The sequence below is a fragment of the Shewanella glacialimarina genome, assembly GCF_020511155.1.
In the GTDB taxonomy this organism is placed as follows: Bacteria; Pseudomonadota; Gammaproteobacteria; order Enterobacterales; family Shewanellaceae; genus Shewanella; species Shewanella glacialimarina.
Window position 1 is genome coordinate 2,295,934 of record NZ_CP041216.1, and the last position, 18,179, is coordinate 2,314,112.

The window sequence follows — 18,179 nt, forward strand, 5'->3', positions numbered from 1 at the left end:
CACAGAAAAAGCCAGCATCTGCTGGCTTTTTTATATCGATGATGACTTAAAACTTCATTGAGAAGCCAGCATAATACTGACGTCCAATAACATCATAAACTTCAGGTACAGTGCCACCATCTGAACCATTTGTTACACTTGACGGTTCTTCATCAGTTAGGTTTTTAACACCTGCAATGACCGTCATATCATTGTTGATATGATATGTACCAGAGATGTTGTGGTAGAGCACTGAATCAGCCTCAGCTAGCGCAGCAATTGGATTATCATTTTCATCGTAATCAGTATAGTGGTCGTCCATTGACCCAATATAGCGATTAAAATACATCACACTCCAATCACCTTGAGACGCTTGAATACTGAAGTTATTACGCACTTTTGCATAAGCGCCAAAATTGCCGTCAATTGTGCCCGTGTAATCTTCGTTATCTTGCTCAAAGTTCAGCAAGTAAGTAGTATCGTTACTGATCTTCCAGTCTAAACCTAAGCCTTCAAAGGTATACGCTAGATTAAAGTCGATACCTGAAGTATCTTGAGATCCCACGTTAGTCAGTGAGCTAGTTAAGTTATCAAACTTAGCCGCTCCTGCCGCTGGGTCAATTCCAAAGGTTTCACAAGCAGTGTTGTCGTTACCCACTAAACATGCATTAATGCCTGATTGCACATCTAGACGTGTAATCGCATTAGTCACTTTGAAGCTCCAGTAATCTAATGTTAACGATAAACCATCAATCGCGCTCGGTGAATACACAACACCTGCGGTTAATGATTCAGATTCTTCTGCTTGCAAATCATCATCAGAAGTATAACGAACCAGAATTTGCGGGTCCTGCTCATGACCTAACGGATCGGTTAGGTAATCGAATGAACCTGTGTCTCCGCCGTATAATTCGCTGATGCTTGGCGCTCTGAAGCCAGTGGCGGCAACACCACGTAGCATTAAGTCATCAGTGGCTTCATAGGTTAAACCCACTTTCCAAGTTGTCGCTTTACCAAAGGTTGAATAATCATCATAGCGTAGCGCAAATTCACCGGTTAATTTATCAGTAAACGGTACACTCACTTCTTGGAAGATAGATAACACGTTATAGTCGCCATCCGTTGCATCCTGTTGCGCTGCAGAGCTGTCACCATCCTGAATAACTTGATCAGGAGTATAGTAACCACTCTCATAGCGGTACTCTGCGCCAATAGCAAAAGCAACTGCACCTGCATCTAAATCAAATAACTCACCGTTTAGGCCTGCAGAGAAAGTATGTTGCTCATTGCCACCACTATTTTGTTCGGTAAAACTAATGTCGTCGATAATGGCTTGATTTAATGGGTCGCCACTAAACCATGCATCCTGGTTAGCATAAACAGAGGCTTCCATGTTTGTCACATTAATTGAATTATCAACCTGCGTTTTCGCTTTGTTGTTGCCGTAGGTATAAGAAGCGTCCCAGTTAAAGCCAGTATGAACATCTAAAGTACCTGCTAAACCTGCAGATAAACGATATGTATCGGTATCTTGCGAACTTATACGCGGGCCTACATCAGTGGTACGACGGCGATAATTGACACGGCCGGTATCATCAGCAGCAATACCGCCAGCAATCATTGCATCATTAAACGTGAAACAAGACTCTCCTGGTAATGTGTTGGCATCACCGCACACATTTAACATGATATCAGCTGGTTGAGCTGACATTTGCTGACTAGATTTACGTTTGGTATATAAAAAATCACCGCTAAATACAATATCATCGTTGATTTCTTGCACCATGTTAGCAAACACACTGGTACGTTCATTCGGGGTTTGATAGAAACTGTCTTGGGTATAGTCATAACCACTATCGCGATTAACCCACTCCCCCTGATCGTTAATCACCTTGCCACCTAATGAACCCGTCGGGATAAAAGAGCTATAACCAGGATCTGTCCAGTCGCGATCTGATTGAATCACGCCATCACGTTTAGAATAGGCAACCCCAAAAGTGTAGTTTCCTGAGTCAGTGTTCATACCATAAAGCGCACTGATTTCACCGTTTTCGCCATCGCTTTTATCAGTCATCCCACCTTGAACATCAAACTGAAAACCTTCAAAGTCTTTTTTGGTGATAATGTTTACCACACCCGCAATAGCATCAGACCCATATACGGCAGAAGCACCGTCTTTTAAAATTTCAACACGGGCAATCATGGCAACAGGAATCGCATTTAAATCGACAGCGCTATCTGCACCAGAACCAGAATTGACCATACGACGGCCATTCAATAGCACCAAAGTACGTTGAGAGCCCATACCGCGTAAATCAACCTGGGCTATACCATCTGCACCATTATTTGTGCTCGAACCAACTGCTGCACCAGCCATTGATGTTTGCGCCTGTAACAACTCATCGACAGAAGTAAAACCTTCCGCACGAATAGCAGCGGCATCAATAACAGTAACTGGTGAGGCAGTTTCCATATCTTGTCGTTGAATGCGAGATCCTGTGATCTCAATGCGCTCAACTTTTGCGGTTTCTTCTGCTGCAGATGCGGATATTGAAATGCTTGAGGAAACGACAATTGAGGTAATTAAGGCCGATTGAATACTTGTGGAAATAAGTGTCTTTTTAATCATAGTTATTAACTCCCAGTTCTATTTATTGTTATTTATCGTTTATGAAGACCATACCAATATAACGATGAACAGATACTGAATAAGATTATTTAACAGGTCAAACTCAAAGGCGATAAATTAATAGGAACAAGTGTAACAACCACTTTAAAAATAATAATTAAAATTGTTAATACCAAATCACATTTACTTTAAACTGCATAATATAACGTCAAACCTCCTGTGCCCAGGCGTTTTTAAAGTTGATTCATCTATAAAAACAATAATGTTAACAAGCCTAATAAATCCAAAAAGTGTGACGTAGGTCACGCAAAATCGATTTTAAAATAGCTAAATAAACTAATTTTGCTGTGTACCAACATAAAACTGACTATTTTAAAATAAAAACATTAAAAATCATCAAGAATAATTTTTTTAGATTACTTATCATTAATAATATTTACTTATTTTGTATCAGTTAGTTTGAAAATAAAAAATAAACTAACATCTTCGACACTGAAAGTTAATCAGGCCTATATTGAGATTCAACTTTAAAAAAAACAATCTCATTTTTTAACTGATACACATGTTAAATTTTAAAAGAAATATGGGCTTATTTTAACAGAAGTAACCAAGGAGATTATCGATATTTAGATTCTAGATTTGAACGTGAAATATAATGTGAGCGGGGGGTGTTAAATTGATACTGAATAATGAGAAAAATCAACTCTCTTTCGAATTATCATTAAGTTTACAGCGTAATTATCTAATTTTAGGTGTAATCATTATATTCTAAAACTTATTTTAACCATTTTACTATTCATCTTTTAAATGCGCATAGCGCATAATTTCTTGTGGAATTTGATTTAGGGACAATACTTTGCTTGCAGCCCCTAGGGCGATTGCTTCTTTTGGCATGCCAAATACTACACAAGATTTCTCATCCTGGGCTACAGTTGGTGCACCTGCATCTAGCATATCTTTTAGACCTCTTGCACCATCATCGCCCATGCCGGTTAGAATAAATCCTACCGCATTTTTCCCAGCGCACTTAGCGGTAGATCTAAAAAGTACATCTACCGAAGGTTTATGACGATTAACTAATGGACCATCAATAACCTCAACCACATATTGCGCACCGCTGCGCTTCAACAGCATGTGCCTCCCCCCAGGAGCAATAAGTGCTTGACCAGGCAAGACGCGATCATTGTTACGCGCTTCACTAACACGTATATCGCAAATATTATTCAGTCGCTCAGCAAAAGATGCGGTAAACTTTTCAGGCATATGTTGAACAATCACTATGCCAGGACAATTAGAAGGTAAAGCTTTTAGAAGGTACTCTAAAGCTTGAGTACCACCTGTGGATGTACCAATGGCGACCACATGTTCGGTCGTTTTAGACATAGCCGATGCCCCGCAAGGTATTAAGCTTTCTACACCATTTTTTACTCTTACAGTGACCGCAGCCTTAGGCATGCGAATATTGCTCATATTTGCTTTTGCTGCGGCTTTAACTGCGTTTGTAATATCACTCGCGGCATCTTGGATAAAATCTTTTAAACCTATTTTTGGCTTGGTCACTATGCTAACTGCACCAGCAGACAAAGCCTGCATAGTTGTTTCAGCACCTTTGTCTGTTAATGTTGAGCAAATCACAACTGGAGTTGGCCGTTCTGCCATGATTTTTTTAAGGAAAGTGACACCATCCATCCTCGGCATCTCTATATCTAAAACAATGACATCAGGCCATTGAATTGCCATTCTATTCATGGCAAATAAAGGGTCTGCAACAGCACTAATGACCTCAATGCCAGGGTCTTTATTCAATACACTTTGCAACACCTGTCTGACGATGGCTGAATCATCGACTATCATTACTTTGATTTTTGTCATAGCGCTTCTCTAGTAAGATCGCGTTCACCGTATTTTACCCATACATCACCATTCCATAATTCTAGATAGACTTGTCTGTGAACCGAGCCTCCTAAATCCATGTTTTGAACATTAAATCCGTTAACTGCTAATAATTTTAGTCCCGCATCAATATTTTTTTCAGCAACATTAAGAAAATGATGATTAAAATTGAGTTGTTGAAGCATATTACTGCCACCGAATAGCTTGACATGATAGTCTTGAGGTAAGGTTTTATGTTTTTTTATTTCCTTTAAAAACAGTGAAATAGCTCCATCAGCAAAGAAACCAATATCGAGTTTTCTAGAGCCGCCACAGCAAGGCAACATATAGTGGCACATACCCCCTAAAAGTTTTTCAGGATGCCATAAAGTAATGGCTACACAGGAACCCAGCAAGGTATTAATTTTTACCTTTCCTTGGTTAAAGTGAAACTCCCCTGGTTGTAAGGTTATGCTTTTACAATCAGTGGTTAGCAATAAAGTATTCATCGTTTTTGATACACAGAAGGTACGATCACTTTAAGGTTATCCACAACACCATTGAGGCTCTCAGAATGGCCAACTATAAAGTATCCATTGGGTTTTAGTTGCCTTAGCAATTGAGTCACAACTTGTTGCTTTGTTTTTATATCAAAGTAAATGAGTACATTGCGAAGAAAGATCACATCAAAGCTACCAAGTTGGCTAAGGTTATCTTTTAAATTGGCATGTATAAATTGCACTTTTTGTCTCAGCTCAGGACACATGATGAACGTGCCTTGCTGCTGCCCTGTTCCCTTAAGGCAATACTTAGTCAGATAGTTTTTTGGAATATTATCTGCTCTTTCGATAGCATAATGCCCGCTTCTGGCTCTATCTAATATTTGAGTACTGATATCTGTACCCACGATTTCCCAATTTTTATTACCAGCATGTTCTGCCAGTATCATTGCCAAAGTATAAGCTTCCTCCCCGGATGAACTTGCTGCGCTCCAGACTCTGTAATGAACACTATTCCAGGTTGGGATAATGATATCTCGAATAAAGTCGAAGTGTTTGGGCTCCCGAAAGAAAAAAGTCTCATGGGTAGTCAGTAAGTCTATGGCAATTTGATATTCGTTATGCGCTTTACTCTGCAGTAACTCGAAATATTGCGCATAACTATTTAAGCCAAAATGTTTAACCCTTTTGGCAAGACGGCTACTCACGAGTGCTTTTTTATTTTCTGATAAATTAATACCGGCTATTTCATAAATCATTCGTTGAAATAAGCAGAACTCTTTATCACTGAGGTTTAAAACATCCATACTTATCCTCAAAAACAGCTCATCAAAAAATATTATTCCCACACTCGTTCGTGTTTTCAAAACGTAGGAATAAAGGATTGATTTATAACACTTTTATTCTGCTCACTGTTTGTTATTAGGTATTTGTTCTTGAACTAAGGTGCTTACCATGGTCATCTCTTGGACGGACAGGACTTTATCTACCTGTAAGATAATCACAAAATTACCATTTACCTTACCCATTCCTTGAATGAAATCTGCCCGTATTTGTGCGCCAAAGGCTGGCGCTGGTTCTATATCTTTGTTACTTATTTCAATCACTTCAGAAACAGCATCTACCATGACACCAATGTCTTGCATCACATCTTCATTGAGCACTTCAATTATGACAATACAAGTCCGTTTTACAATATTGCTTTGTTCCGCCCCAAAGCGAGCGGCCAAATCTACTACTGGAACCACAGCTCCTCTTAGGTTTATCACACCTTTGATGAAATTTGGCATCATAGGGACCGGTGTGACATTACTGTACTCTAGAATTTCCTTTATATGTAAAATACCAATGGCATACATGGCTTCTTTTAAATTAAAGGTCAAATATTGCCAATCATCTTCAATATTGCTATCACTCGAATTTGCTATCTTGCTGGGAAAATTCATCATAATCTCCTAGAAGCGTACAAAGTCATGTTCGCTGGTGGCAACAGAACGATCTTTGGTCCTGGTTTTTGATTTATCTGCTTGACCCTGTTGATTTGTTCTCTTGCTATTCATTTGACTTGAGCGGGTAATTTCAACCTTAAAGAAACTAATAACGTCTTGAAGTAATTCAGCTTGGCTACTCATTTCCTCTGCGGTGGCAGCAAGCTCTTCGGATGCAGAAGCGCTTTGCTGAGTAATTTGGCTGAGCTGTTCCATTGCCGTGTTAATTTGCGCTGCACCGGAAGATTGTTCTTCAGAAGCGGCGCTGATCTCTTGGACAAGATCCGCTGTTTTCTTGATAGAGGGTACAATCTCATCAAGAAGCTTACCCGCTTTTTCAGCCAACCCGACACTACTTGCCGCCACGCCACCAATCTCTTGGGCCGCTACTTGGCTGCGCTCAGCGAGTTTGCGTACTTCAGCGGCAACAACGGCAAAACCTTTACCATGCTCACCGGCCCTAGCAGCCTCAATAGCAGCATTAAGCGCTAATAAATTTGTCTGATAGGCGATATCATCGATAATACTGATTTTATCGGCAATCGATTTCATGGCAGTTACGGTTTGCTGTACCGCGATTCCACCTTCGTCAGCTTCTTTAGCCGCCTTAGATGACATACCATCAGTAACCTTAGCATTTTCGGTATTTTGACTGATTGATGCGGACATTTGCTCTATTGAAGCTGAAGTTTCTTCCACACTTGCCGCTTGCTCACTCGCCCCTTGACTCATGCTCTGAGCCGTTGCAGAAACCTGTTCAGAGGCACTAGAAAGATTATCGGCTGATGCGCGAATGCTGGTGATGATTTCTGACAGTTTGGTTACCATGGTGTTAACGGCAAACAGCATACTTGAGGTGTCATTTGCTTTAACGTCAACTTTAACTTGTAAGTCTCCGTTTGCGATTAAACTGACGACCTGAGTAACGTAACTAGGCTCACCACCAAGTTGACGGGTAATGGATTTAGTAACTAAAATAGCGCCCACTATGGCGACAATGAAAGCGAGTAACCCCGCGATTCCCATTGCCAAAATACCATCTTCATAGCTCTGCTGAGAGACTTCGGCTGAACCTTCTAGAACAGAGCCTTGAAAGCTAACCAATTCTGCAGCAGCTGCTAAATAATCATTAAGAATAGGCATGGCATCATCAAGCATAACTGCAATAGCTTCTTGTTTTAAGCCCTTACTGAGTAGATCATTCACTTGATCAAACTCTTTTTGAAAGTTAACCCGTAATTCTTTGAGGGCACTCATCTTTGCTTTACCATCAGGGAGCTTTATCATTGACTCAAGCTCTGCGGTTTTTTGATCCACATTGTTCTTGTTGATTGAGAGGTTTTCATGCAAAGTTTTTTGCGCTTTAGGGTCGTCATTTATCAACAGTTCTAAACGAGTCTTAGCGTTGTGGTTGGCTAGATCAATAATGTCATTGGCCAAAACGGTTTTACGCCAATCATCGGTGACAATCCGATAAGTAATACTATTAACTGTCGATAGCTCTTTTAAGCCAATCCCTATAATGACTAACATTAAGACGATTAATAGCGCAAAGGTAAGACCAAGACGCATACTTAGTTTCATATTATTAAACATCCATTTATTCCTTTCGTTAAGAAATTCGAAATCAAGCTTGGCTGTAAAGGGCTTTGGCTGATTCAGTTGTTAGAATCTTTTGTACTAAATTAGGCACGTCTAGGATGAGCGCAACTTCGCCACTGCCCAGAACAGTTGAACCACTTATTCCTTGTATATGACTAAATATGTTACCTAAGGGTTTAATAACAGTTTGAAACTCCCCCACCAGTTTATCGACCGCCAAACCTACTTTGTTGCCAAGGTAAGAAATTACGATAACATTTTCTCGTTTAGGCGGACGCCCGCCTAAATTGAACAACCGCCTAAGTCTAATAAAGGGCAATACTTCTCCCCTTAGGTTGATATAACTTTGCTGTGAACTGGGGGAAATATCCGAATTACCTTCATTCAACTCAACACACTCGAGCACCATGTTTAGCGGAATGACAAAGGATGATTTTTCAATTTCGACTAGGAAACCATCAATAATGGCTAGGGTCAGTGGTAGACGAATGCTAAATATTGCTCCTTGACCAAGAATACTTTGCACTTCCACCGTTCCCCTTAGCGCGGTAATATTTCGTTTCACCACATCCATGCCTACACCACGGCCTGACAAATTAGTTACCGCATCAGCAGTGGAAAAACCCGGTTCAAAAATAAGATTATTCACTTCATGAACATCTAGACTTTCTCCCTCAGGAATTAAACCCTTTTCTTGCGCTTTCTTGAGGATTTTTTCATAGTTAAGACCTGCACCATCGTCAGAGACTTCGATGACTATCATGCCTGAATCGTGATAGGCATTAAGAGTGAGCCTGCCTTTAGGATCTTTTTGTTTCTCAATACGTACATCTGGCGCTTCAATGCCATGATCCATAGAGTTTCTGATTAAGTGCATTAACGGGTCGCTAATTTTCTCAACAACTGTTTTATCTAATTCAGTTTCGGCGCCGGTTATCACTAGCTCAATATCTTTGCCTAATTCTTTTGCAACATCGCGAACCACCCGTTGAAAACGCGTAAATGTGGCGCCAATTTGCACCATCCGAAGCTGTAAAGCAGCATCACGCACCTCTTCTACCAAACGAGTTAACATGGAAAAAGATTCAATTAATATCCGATCACCGGAACTATGCGCATGTAAGCTAGAGCCTGCGCCTGCTATCACAAGTTCTCCTACCAGATTTATCAATTGATCAAGTTTATCTGCATCGACTCTTACCGATTGAATTTCTTTTGTTTTTCCATCCCGTATCTGATTTTGCTTAGCTATTGCTGATTCAAGTACAGGTTGTGGCGTTAAACCATTATTGACAACTATCGTCCCTAGTGGGACCTCGATTGATTGACTTTTCAATTGCCTTTGTAGACTTAAAGCGTATTCAAGTTCATTCGGAGTTAATGAACCCGATTGAACTAAAATTTCACCTAATTGTATATCTTGTTCAGGTAGAGATTCGATAAGAGCGATAAAATCACTGACACGACTGCAAGGAGGGAGAATGTGGACTTGACTGTCATCGCGAATAAAATCAAACGCCCCTTCAATATCAAGTTTATTTGCTTGGCTCTTAAAATTGATTTCATATCCTAAATAGCAGGTTTCAGGATCCATCTCAGAGGCGCTGGGTAAATTAGGAAATAAAGAGGTAATAGACTCAATGTCGCCTAATGTGGCTAAATAACGCAAAATAGCCAGAGGATCCATCCCAAATCGAAACGAGTCAGGGTGGTAACGAACGGAAATATGCCAATTATCACTTTTAACTTTTGGACTATTTTCTCTTTCTACTGCTTGAGTCGTTGTGAGTTGAGTATTATCCTTTGCTTGTACCTTGGGACCATCAGTACCTTCCTGCTTAACGACAATAAGTAAGGTTTGAAGTAATGCATTGCCATTAAGTAAATCATGCTCGGTTAGACCTGTTTTATGCTCGACGTTATCTATAAGCAAGCTGATATGATCTTTGCAATCTAACAATAAAGAGGTGAGTTCAGAGTTTGATACAATTTTACCATCACGCATTTTATCAAGTAAACTTTCAACACCATGAGTGAAGTGAACAACTTCATCGAGCGAAAAAATCCCAGCCGACCCTTTAATCGTGTGAGCAGCACGAAAAATTGCATTGAGACTTTCGGCCTTATCTTGTTCATTTTCTAAATTGAGTAATAATAATTCCATCTCATCAAGTAGCTCCCTACTTTCTGATATATATAAACCCAATACTTGCTCTATCTCATCCATGGCAATATCCTCATTTTCTCTTAATGACAGTGCTTATTTTTTTATTGCCGAGTTATGATGACAGGATCATTAAACCAGCTAACTAAACCCATTATTTCAAAGGCTTCTAATACCGCTTCGCTGTGATTAATTAAAGTAAGTTCATGTTGTATATGTATTTGATGTTGCTTTGCCATTATCAAAAGTTGTAATCCTGCCGCATCGATTTCTGTAACGGCTGCTAAATTTAACTCTAGATGCTGACTAGCACTTAAGGCACCGATAAATTGGCTTTTTAGTTCCGTTGCATTATGTATCGTCATAGGACCTTCAATATGAGCGAGGCCACCTTGATCAGTTTGTGTGAATGTCAGCATAGTGCAGAAATCCTTTAAATTTATGCTAGATTTATGATGCCTTAACTTAATTACAACTAAATTAACTTAGCTACAGCAGCGAGCATTTGTTGTGGCTGAAACGGTTTCACGACCCAAGCTCTTGCGCCCGCAGCTTGACCCTCAGATTTTTTGTCTGCTTGAGATTCTGTAGTAAGCATTATGATGGGAGTAAATTTATGTGCGGGGATTTTTTTGACTTCTTTTACCATGCTAATGCCATCCATGTTAGGCATGTTAACGTCACTGATGATTAGGTTAATTTGCGCACCAGCAAGTTTTTTTAGTGCATCGACACCATCGCAAGCTTCCACAGTATTATAGCCAGCCCCTTTAAGGGTAATACTGACAACCTGCCTTATACTTGCAGAATCATCTACTATCAAAATTGTTTTAGCCATTGGTAATTCCCTGTTTTTTGTTATAATTTCCGATGTTGACTCACTAAGGGTTTTAAGATTAAAAGAAGGTTATCTCTTCCGTGACATCTAATTTTTGCCTAATTGAGTTATGATTCATTCTTTGATCCAGCATGGCATAACCCTTTTCCATATTAGTAAGCCAATGACTGAGATCTTTGTCAGTAAAGTCTTTGCCGATTTGCTTATTCTCATGTGCATGAGCCATTGTCAAACTCAGTTCCTCAATACTGTTGTAAACTTGTGTCAAAATTTGGCTAGTTCGATCTTGGAACTGCAAAGACACTAACATTTCAGATATTTCTTGTTGTATTTTTTGCCCTTCTTGTTGCATGGCCTGTTTAGAATCAGCCAACTCCTCAACAGTAATTGTAAAGCTAGCCAGCACTTCTTTAATGGATTTTTCCGCACGTTCCATGATGCCATCATCATCCTTAGTGGCTTTTTCTGCCACCGCAAATGCGCCATTAACTGCACCATTAATGACATTGACTTTTTCGGTCATATTTCTGCCGGTTGCACTGGACAATGACGATAACTTTCTCACTTCATCTGCGACTACGGCAAAGCCTCTGCCCGCTTCACCTGCTCTAGCCGCTTCAATCGCGGCATTCAACGCCAGTAAATTTGTCTGTCCTGCAATAGCATCAACTTCAGTAGCCATCTTTTTTAACTCATCAGTGTAAGTCGTTAACATTCTAACTTCATCCAAGATTGCTGCTCTATCATGTTGTGTTGCTTGCAAGGAGGCCATAACACTATTAAGCGCTTTTTCTGAGAAAGAAAACGTTTTCTCTATCGTGTTATCTTGTTCACTGTTTGAACTTGAATGGGACGGGAAAGCTTGGCTTAAACTTTCAACTAACAAGCTAAAATTGTTGGCTAACTCTGTGGTTGCTGTTTCTGTTTGTTTGCGTGTTGTTTCTATTTGTCGACTCCAGATAGGGAACACTGCTAAGCAGAGTTTATCTGTGTTATTGATTATTTTATTCGTTTCGATTTGAGTATTAACTTGAGATTTGAGTTCAACAAGTTGTATGTTAATTGAACTTAATGCTTGATGAGTCCAGAGGCTAAACAACAAACCTAATCCAGTAAGAAATAAAGCACTGGTGATGATAACGAGGGACAATGGAGAAAATGATAACAAAAGTATGCTACCAAGAACCCCAAGCACTAATGGGTAGATATGAACTTCTGTACGCATAACACTCCCTGTCACTCTGTGGGTTATATTTTGCCAAAAATCTGATGCTGACCAGAATATCTAATTTGATTAGATTGGCAGCTTTTTTAACAAAGAAACGTTAATAAAATAATTATTTATTAACGTTTATATAACGTCTGTAATTAAATATATCAGACATTTTTTTATTTGCAATCAATCACAAAAATAAACTTAACAGCCATAAACTGAGTCATACAGTCCTATCTTTATAGCATTAATTGGGTGCTATGAAGAGGTAACAAAAATACAGATAAGGATAAGGATTTAACCACGTGATTTAGATTATTTTATTAAAAAAATCAGTAGCTTCAGTCACAATCGCCTTAACGCAAGAACACTCTTCGATTAACTTTATTATATATGCTTGATTTTTAAGGTGGCGAGAACCGAAAATAGGCTCAATTTAATGTTGTAAATTTCATAACTCATCAGATACAGCAAAAGTAATACTTTAGACTTACCAACCTTGATGCTTTCTAATCGTTAATATATATTTACGTTAAGGTTTCAACAGTCGCCGCAGCTGAATTTAAAAGAAATATTCTACCTGCATAACAAATCATTTTCTTCAATAAGATTAATAATTGGGGGGCTTTACTCTTTTGTTTTTATTTTTTCTCTGCACGCCGAATAGTATAGTTACGGAATTTAGGTGGTTTAGATGGTTTAGATGGTTTAGATGGTTTAGGTGTCTATTTAATATTAAATTATGGTTTGATTAGCTATTAAAGGACATTAAAGTAATGAATATTAATTGAAGATAAAATTAGTGCTGATAACTCCAGACGTCATATAATAAATTTAAGAGCACCTAAGTGCTCTTATATCATAGATAATTTCAACTATTCTGGTTTGATTATATTAAAGTGCTGATAAGCCCTTTGAGTTGCAATACGACCCCGGGGAGTTCGCTGGATAAACCCTTGTTGAATTAGAAATGGCTCTAAAACATCTTCAATGGTATCTCTATCTTCACCAATTGCGGCAGCAAGGTTATCAAGGCCTACAGGTCCCCCCATAAATTTATCTATAATTGCCAACAGCAGCTTTCTATCTAAATAATCAAAACCTTCAAGATCAACATCAAGCAAGTCAAGAGCTTGTTCTGCCACTTCCTTAGTGACTACACCATCATGCTTCACTTCAGCGTAATCTCTGACTCGGCGCAAAAGGCGGTTTGCTATTCGAGGTGTTCCGCGGGAGCGCCGAGCAATTTCAACCGCACCTTCTGGTGCAATCGATAAACTCATCACGTTAGCTGAGCGAGTAACAATAGTGGTTAAATCAGCCACATTATAAAACTCAAGACGCAACGGAATACCAAAACGGGCTCGCAGTGGCGATGTGAGTGCACCTGCTCTGGTGGTTGCACCCACCAATGTAAAGGGCGGCAAATCCAATTTAATCGAACGCGCAGCAGGTCCTTCGCCAATCATAATGTCTAATTGATAATCTTCTAAAGCTGGATATAAAATTTCTTCAACTACCGGGCTAAGACGATGTATTTCGTCAATAAACAGCACATCGCCCTCTTCTAAATTAGTCAACAATGCAGCTAAGTCACCCGCTTTCTCTAAAACTGGCCCTGAAGTAGACTTAATATTAACGCCCATTTCATTGGCAACAATCATTGCTAAAGTAGTTTTACCTAATCCTGGAGGCCCGAAAATTAACATATGATCAAGCGCTTCTTTTCGATTAAGTGCCGCTTGAATAAAAATCTTTAGTTGTGCTCGAGTATCATCTTGCCCGGTATACTCATCGAGCATTTTAGGACGCATAGCCCTGTCGACAACTTCATCGTGAATTTGAATTTCAGGCTGTATTAATCGATCTGCTTCAATCATAGTGTTATTGTCCTTTTACCTTAAAGCATCGACTTGAGTGCCGCTTTTATCAGTACTTCTGATGTCATACCAAGCTTGAAATTAGCTGAAACAGCTTTACTGGCTTGAGCTGGCTTATAACCTAATGATATTAAAGCTGAAATAGCATCTTCTTCAGCACTTTCAGCAGCAGGAGATGGGGAATAATTAGATTGCAGCACAAATTCGCGCTCTGACCCTACTGATGCCTCAAGTAAAGATCTTAGTTTATCTCGCATTTCAACAATCAAGCGTTCTGCAGTTTTCTTACCGACACCGGGTAATTTAACTAAAGTGACAATATCATCCCGCTCAACACAGGCAACAAACTCTCCCGCATTCATGCCAGACAAAATGGTTAATGCCAATTTAGGGCCTACGCCATTGGTTTTGATTAACAAACGAAATAACGCGCGCTCTTGCTTTGTGATAAAACCATATAACAGCTGAGCATCTTCGCGAACCACAAAATGGGTATATACCATCGCGGGTTGATTAAGTTCAGGTAACTCATAAAAACTGGTTAGCGGTACTTGAAGCTCATAACCCACGCCATTAACATCGATGACGATTTCTGGCGCATGTTTTTCAACTAAAATTCCATTCAAACGACCAATCATTTGTATCTTCCATATGTTCTTGTATTTGCACGGCCGCTCAACGCAACTAAGCTTTGACTGGTGTGATAATGACATATAGCCACAGCCAGGGCATCTGCAGCATCAGCTTGCGGCGCTGCGGGTAATTTCAATAATTGAGTGATCATATGCTGCACTTGAGTTTTTTCAGCTCTGCCTGTGCCAACCACTGCACTTTTTATTTGTGTTGCACTGTATTCTGCAACCGGTAAGTCTGCACATGTCGCAGCCACAATAGCAGCACCGCGAGCCTGGCCTAGTTTTAATGCTGAATCGGCATTTTTCGCCATAAATACACGTTCAATCGCAAATTCATCGGGTTGATATTGTCTAATAATTTCAGATAACCCAGCATAAATCTGCTGTAACCTAAGGGGGAGCTCATCAGATTGTGTACGGATACAACCACTGCCTAAATACTGCTGTTGTCTACCCACACACTTTATTACACCGTAACCGGTGATCCGTGATCCAGGGTCAACGCCTAAAATAATTGCCATTAATTGAGTTAGCCTAATTGTTCCATTACATCATTACTTATATCAGCATTATGATACACTTCTTGTACATCATCATGATCTTCTAATGTATCGATTAATCTTAAAAATTGTTCGGCATTTTCAAGGTCAAGTTCGGCTTTTGTCGAAGGCACCATAGTGACCTCTGCATTGTCGCTGGTAAATTCGGCTTTATCTAATGCATCTTTGACTTTGCCAAAAGCATTGGGTGAGGTATAGACATCAATAGAGCCATCATCATTGACAATAACATCATCAGCACCAGATTCTATTGCTGCATCCATCACGCTATCTTCGTCTACACCTTCTGAATATGATATAACGCCAAGTTTGGTAAATAAGTATGCCACAGATCCATCAGTACCTAAATTACCGCCATTTTTACTAAAAGCATTGCGAACACCTGATACGGTTCGATTTCTATTATCTGTCATGGTTTCAACCATAACGGCACTGCCACCAGGACCATAACCTTCATAGATGATAGTTTCTAGTTGCTGGCCTTCGATTTCACCCGCACCGCGTTTTACCGCGCGCTCAACAGTGTCACGGGTCATATTATTTGATAAGGCTTTATCAATGGCAGCTCTGAGCCGTGGATTCGCGTCAGGATCTGATCCTCCTTCACGAGACGCAACGGTTAATTCTCGAATAAACTTAGTAAATAACTTTCCGCGTTTAGCATCTTGTGCCGCTTTACGGTGTTTAATGTTGGCCCATTTACTATGTCCTGCCATGAAAACTCCTTTGTATTTTTTTGTAACGCTACCGCTTTTAAATAATCATTTACTGCTTAGTGAAAGCCTGTTGGCCACTTTAACAAAAATAGGGTGCCATAAACACAGACCGAGGCATAAGCCTCGGAATGTAGGTAAAACTTAGCTTAACAGTAAATTACTCTGCGTCAGCTTTAGGCTTCTCAATCACTTGAATACCTAATTCGATTAATTGCTGTGGATTAGCAAAACCAGGGGCATTAGTCAACGGACACGCCGCAGTGGTTGTTTTGGGAAACGCCATCACATCACGAATTGAACTAGCACCTGTCATTAGCATAATAATTCGATCTAAACCAAACGCTAAACCTGCATGAGGAGGCGTACCATATCGTAATGCTTCAAGTAAGAAACCAAATTTTTCCTTAGCTTCTTCTTTCTCGATACCTAATAGATCAAACACGGTACTTTGCATTTCAGCATTATGAATACGCACTGAACCGCCACCTAACTCACAACCGTTTAATACCATATCGTATGCATCAGATACTGTGTTAGCAGGATCAAGTTTTAATTGCTCTGCGCTCACACCGCGTGGCGCGGTAAATGGATGATGCACTGCGTGCAAGCCGCCTTCAACCTTTTCAAACATTGGGAAGTCAACAACCCATAATGGACGCCATTGGCCTTGTAATAAGTTAAAGTCTTCACCCGCTTTTAAGCGTAATGCACCTAGTGCCTCAGCAACTACATTAGCTTTATCGGCACCAAATAAAATGATGTCACCCGTTTGACCGCCTGTACGTTCAATTAATTGCTTAACGATGTCTTCATTTAAGAATTTAAGCACTGGAGATTGAATACCGTCCATACCGGCATCAACATCATTTAGCTTCATCCAAGCTAAACCTTTTGCACCATAAATGCCGGCATATTTGGTGTAATCATCAATTTGTTTACGTGATAACGAAGCGCCAGTTGGAATGCGAAGTGCTGCAACACGACCTTCGATGTCATTTGCTGGACCGTTAAAAACCGCAAATTCAACCTCTTTAACTAAATCGGCAATATCCACTAATTCAAGAGGATTGCGTAAATCTGGCTTATCAGACCCAAAACGGCGCATTGCATCTGCATACGTCATTCTCGGAAAATCACCTAGGTCAACATTTAACAAATCTTGAAATAAACCGCGCATCATTTGCTCAGTTTTTTCCATCACTTGCTCTGATGTCATAAAAGATGTTTCGATATCAATTTGCGTAAACTCAGGTTGACGATCTGCACGTAAGTCTTCATCACGGAAACATTTTACGATTTGATAATAACGATCAAAACCTGACATCATTAATAGCTGTTTAAATAGCTGTGGTGACTGTGGTAATGCAAAAAATTGACCTTTATAAGTACGACTTGGAACTAAATAATCCCGAGCGCCCTCAGGGGTTGCCTTGGTCAAAATAGGCGTTTCAATGTCTAAAAAGCCATTGGTGTCGAGAAAGTTACGCACATAACTAGTCACTTTAGCGCGGAATATAATCCGTTCAGCCATTTCAGGACGACGTAAATCAAGATAGCGATATTTTAAACGTTGTTCTTCACTATTATTTTGATAATTGTCCATGCTAAGTGGTAATGGCGCAGATGCATTGATAATCGTTAAGCCTTTACCTAAGATTTCAATTTCACCTGTTTTCATTTGCGCATTAACTTGGCTGTCTGGACGAGCACGGACTAAACCAGTTACTTGGACACAAAATTCACCGCGCAAGGTACTGGCGATATCAAATACGTCTTTTAAGTCAGGATCGTAAACAACTTGAACTAACCCTTCACGATCACGTAAATCTAAGAAAACCACACCGCCTAAATCACGGCTACGATTAACCCAACCTACTAAGGTAACTTCTTGACCTAAATGAGACTTATTAATGTCTCCACAATAATGGCTACGCATTGAACTCTATCCTTTAAATAAAAGCGATTTTAGCAAAGCAAACGTTCGCATATCAAAAATGATAAAAACGGCATTATATACCCAAACAAACCTAAGATGCTCGTCTCAATAATAATTTATTAATCCTAATTGAGCCTATATTACGCGGCTTTGGCTTTTAAAAATTAA

Annotated in this window: 15 protein-coding genes; all 15 read right to left on the bottom strand. The window is 39.7% G+C overall.

Annotation, left to right across the window (positions count from 1 at the left end; translation table 11 throughout):
- Window positions 1–46: 46 nt before the first annotated feature.
- Window positions 47–2,608 (bottom strand): TonB-dependent receptor, encoded by a 2,562-nt coding sequence (locus FJ709_RS10015; RefSeq protein ID WP_226409930.1) that lies wholly within the window; start codon window positions 2,606–2,608, stop codon window positions 47–49.
- Window positions 2,609–3,400: 792 nt separating this feature from the next.
- Window positions 3,401–4,480 carry a protein-glutamate methylesterase/protein-glutamine glutaminase gene (locus FJ709_RS10020; RefSeq protein WP_226409931.1) on the bottom strand — a complete coding sequence of 360 codons (1,080 nt, stop codon included), beginning with the start codon at window positions 4,478–4,480 and terminating at the stop codon, window positions 3,401–3,403.
- The gene (locus FJ709_RS10025) at window positions 4,477–4,989 is read right to left on the bottom strand and encodes a hypothetical protein (protein ID WP_226409932.1); all 513 of its coding nucleotides are present in this window, start codon (window positions 4,987–4,989) and stop codon (window positions 4,477–4,479) included. Before FJ709_RS10025 ends, FJ709_RS10020 begins: the two co-directional genes overlap by 4 nt.
- Window positions 4,986–5,786 carry a CheR family methyltransferase gene (locus tag FJ709_RS10030; protein WP_226409933.1) on the bottom strand — a complete coding sequence of 267 codons (801 nt, stop codon included), beginning with the start codon at window positions 5,784–5,786 and terminating at the stop codon, window positions 4,986–4,988. Before FJ709_RS10030 ends, FJ709_RS10025 begins: the two co-directional genes overlap by 4 nt.
- Window positions 5,787–5,888: 102 nt before the next feature.
- Window positions 5,889–6,428: a chemotaxis protein CheW gene (locus tag FJ709_RS10035; protein ID WP_226409934.1), complete on the bottom strand. Its 540-nt coding sequence runs from the start codon at window positions 6,426–6,428 to the stop codon at window positions 5,889–5,891.
- A gap of 6 nt (window positions 6,429–6,434) precedes the next feature.
- Window positions 6,435–8,051, bottom strand: coding sequence for a methyl-accepting chemotaxis protein (locus FJ709_RS10040; protein ID WP_264177944.1), 1,617 nt, complete (start codon window positions 8,049–8,051; stop codon window positions 6,435–6,437).
- 43 nt (window positions 8,052–8,094) lie between these two features.
- A complete protein-coding gene (locus FJ709_RS10045) occupies window positions 8,095–10,296 on the bottom strand; it encodes a chemotaxis protein CheA (protein ID WP_226409936.1) in 2,202 nt (733 codons plus the stop codon).
- A gap of 41 nt (window positions 10,297–10,337) precedes the next feature.
- Entirely contained in the window at window positions 10,338–10,652 is a 315-nt protein-coding gene (locus FJ709_RS10050) for an STAS domain-containing protein (RefSeq protein WP_226409937.1), read from the bottom strand.
- 56 nt (window positions 10,653–10,708) lie between these two features.
- Window positions 10,709–11,071, bottom strand: a complete 363-nt coding sequence (locus tag FJ709_RS10055) for a response regulator (RefSeq protein ID WP_226409938.1) — start codon at window positions 11,069–11,071, stop codon at window positions 10,709–10,711.
- A gap of 58 nt (window positions 11,072–11,129) precedes the next feature.
- On the bottom strand, window positions 11,130–12,296 hold the full coding sequence (locus tag FJ709_RS10060; RefSeq protein ID WP_226409939.1) for a methyl-accepting chemotaxis protein: 1,167 nt from the start codon (window positions 12,294–12,296) through the stop codon (window positions 11,130–11,132).
- An 863-nt stretch (window positions 12,297–13,159) separates the two neighbouring features.
- Complete coding sequence (ruvB, locus tag FJ709_RS10065; protein ID WP_226409940.1) at window positions 13,160–14,164, bottom strand: Holliday junction branch migration DNA helicase RuvB; 1,005 nt, start codon at window positions 14,162–14,164, stop codon at window positions 13,160–13,162.
- A 20-nt stretch (window positions 14,165–14,184) separates the two neighbouring features.
- Window positions 14,185–14,802, bottom strand: coding sequence for a Holliday junction branch migration protein RuvA (gene ruvA, locus FJ709_RS10070; protein ID WP_226409941.1), 618 nt, complete (start codon window positions 14,800–14,802; stop codon window positions 14,185–14,187).
- A complete protein-coding gene (gene ruvC, locus FJ709_RS10075) occupies window positions 14,799–15,320 on the bottom strand; it encodes a crossover junction endodeoxyribonuclease RuvC (protein ID WP_226409942.1) in 522 nt (173 codons plus the stop codon). Before ruvC ends, ruvA begins: the two co-directional genes overlap by 4 nt.
- Before the next feature lie 8 nt (window positions 15,321–15,328).
- Window positions 15,329–16,075: a YebC/PmpR family DNA-binding transcriptional regulator gene (locus FJ709_RS10080; RefSeq protein ID WP_226409943.1), complete on the bottom strand. Its 747-nt coding sequence runs from the start codon at window positions 16,073–16,075 to the stop codon at window positions 15,329–15,331.
- Between the two features lie 157 nt (window positions 16,076–16,232).
- Window positions 16,233–18,011: an aspartate--tRNA ligase gene (aspS, locus tag FJ709_RS10085; protein ID WP_226409944.1), complete on the bottom strand. Its 1,779-nt coding sequence runs from the start codon at window positions 18,009–18,011 to the stop codon at window positions 16,233–16,235.
- Window positions 18,012–18,179: the final 168 nt, after the last annotated feature.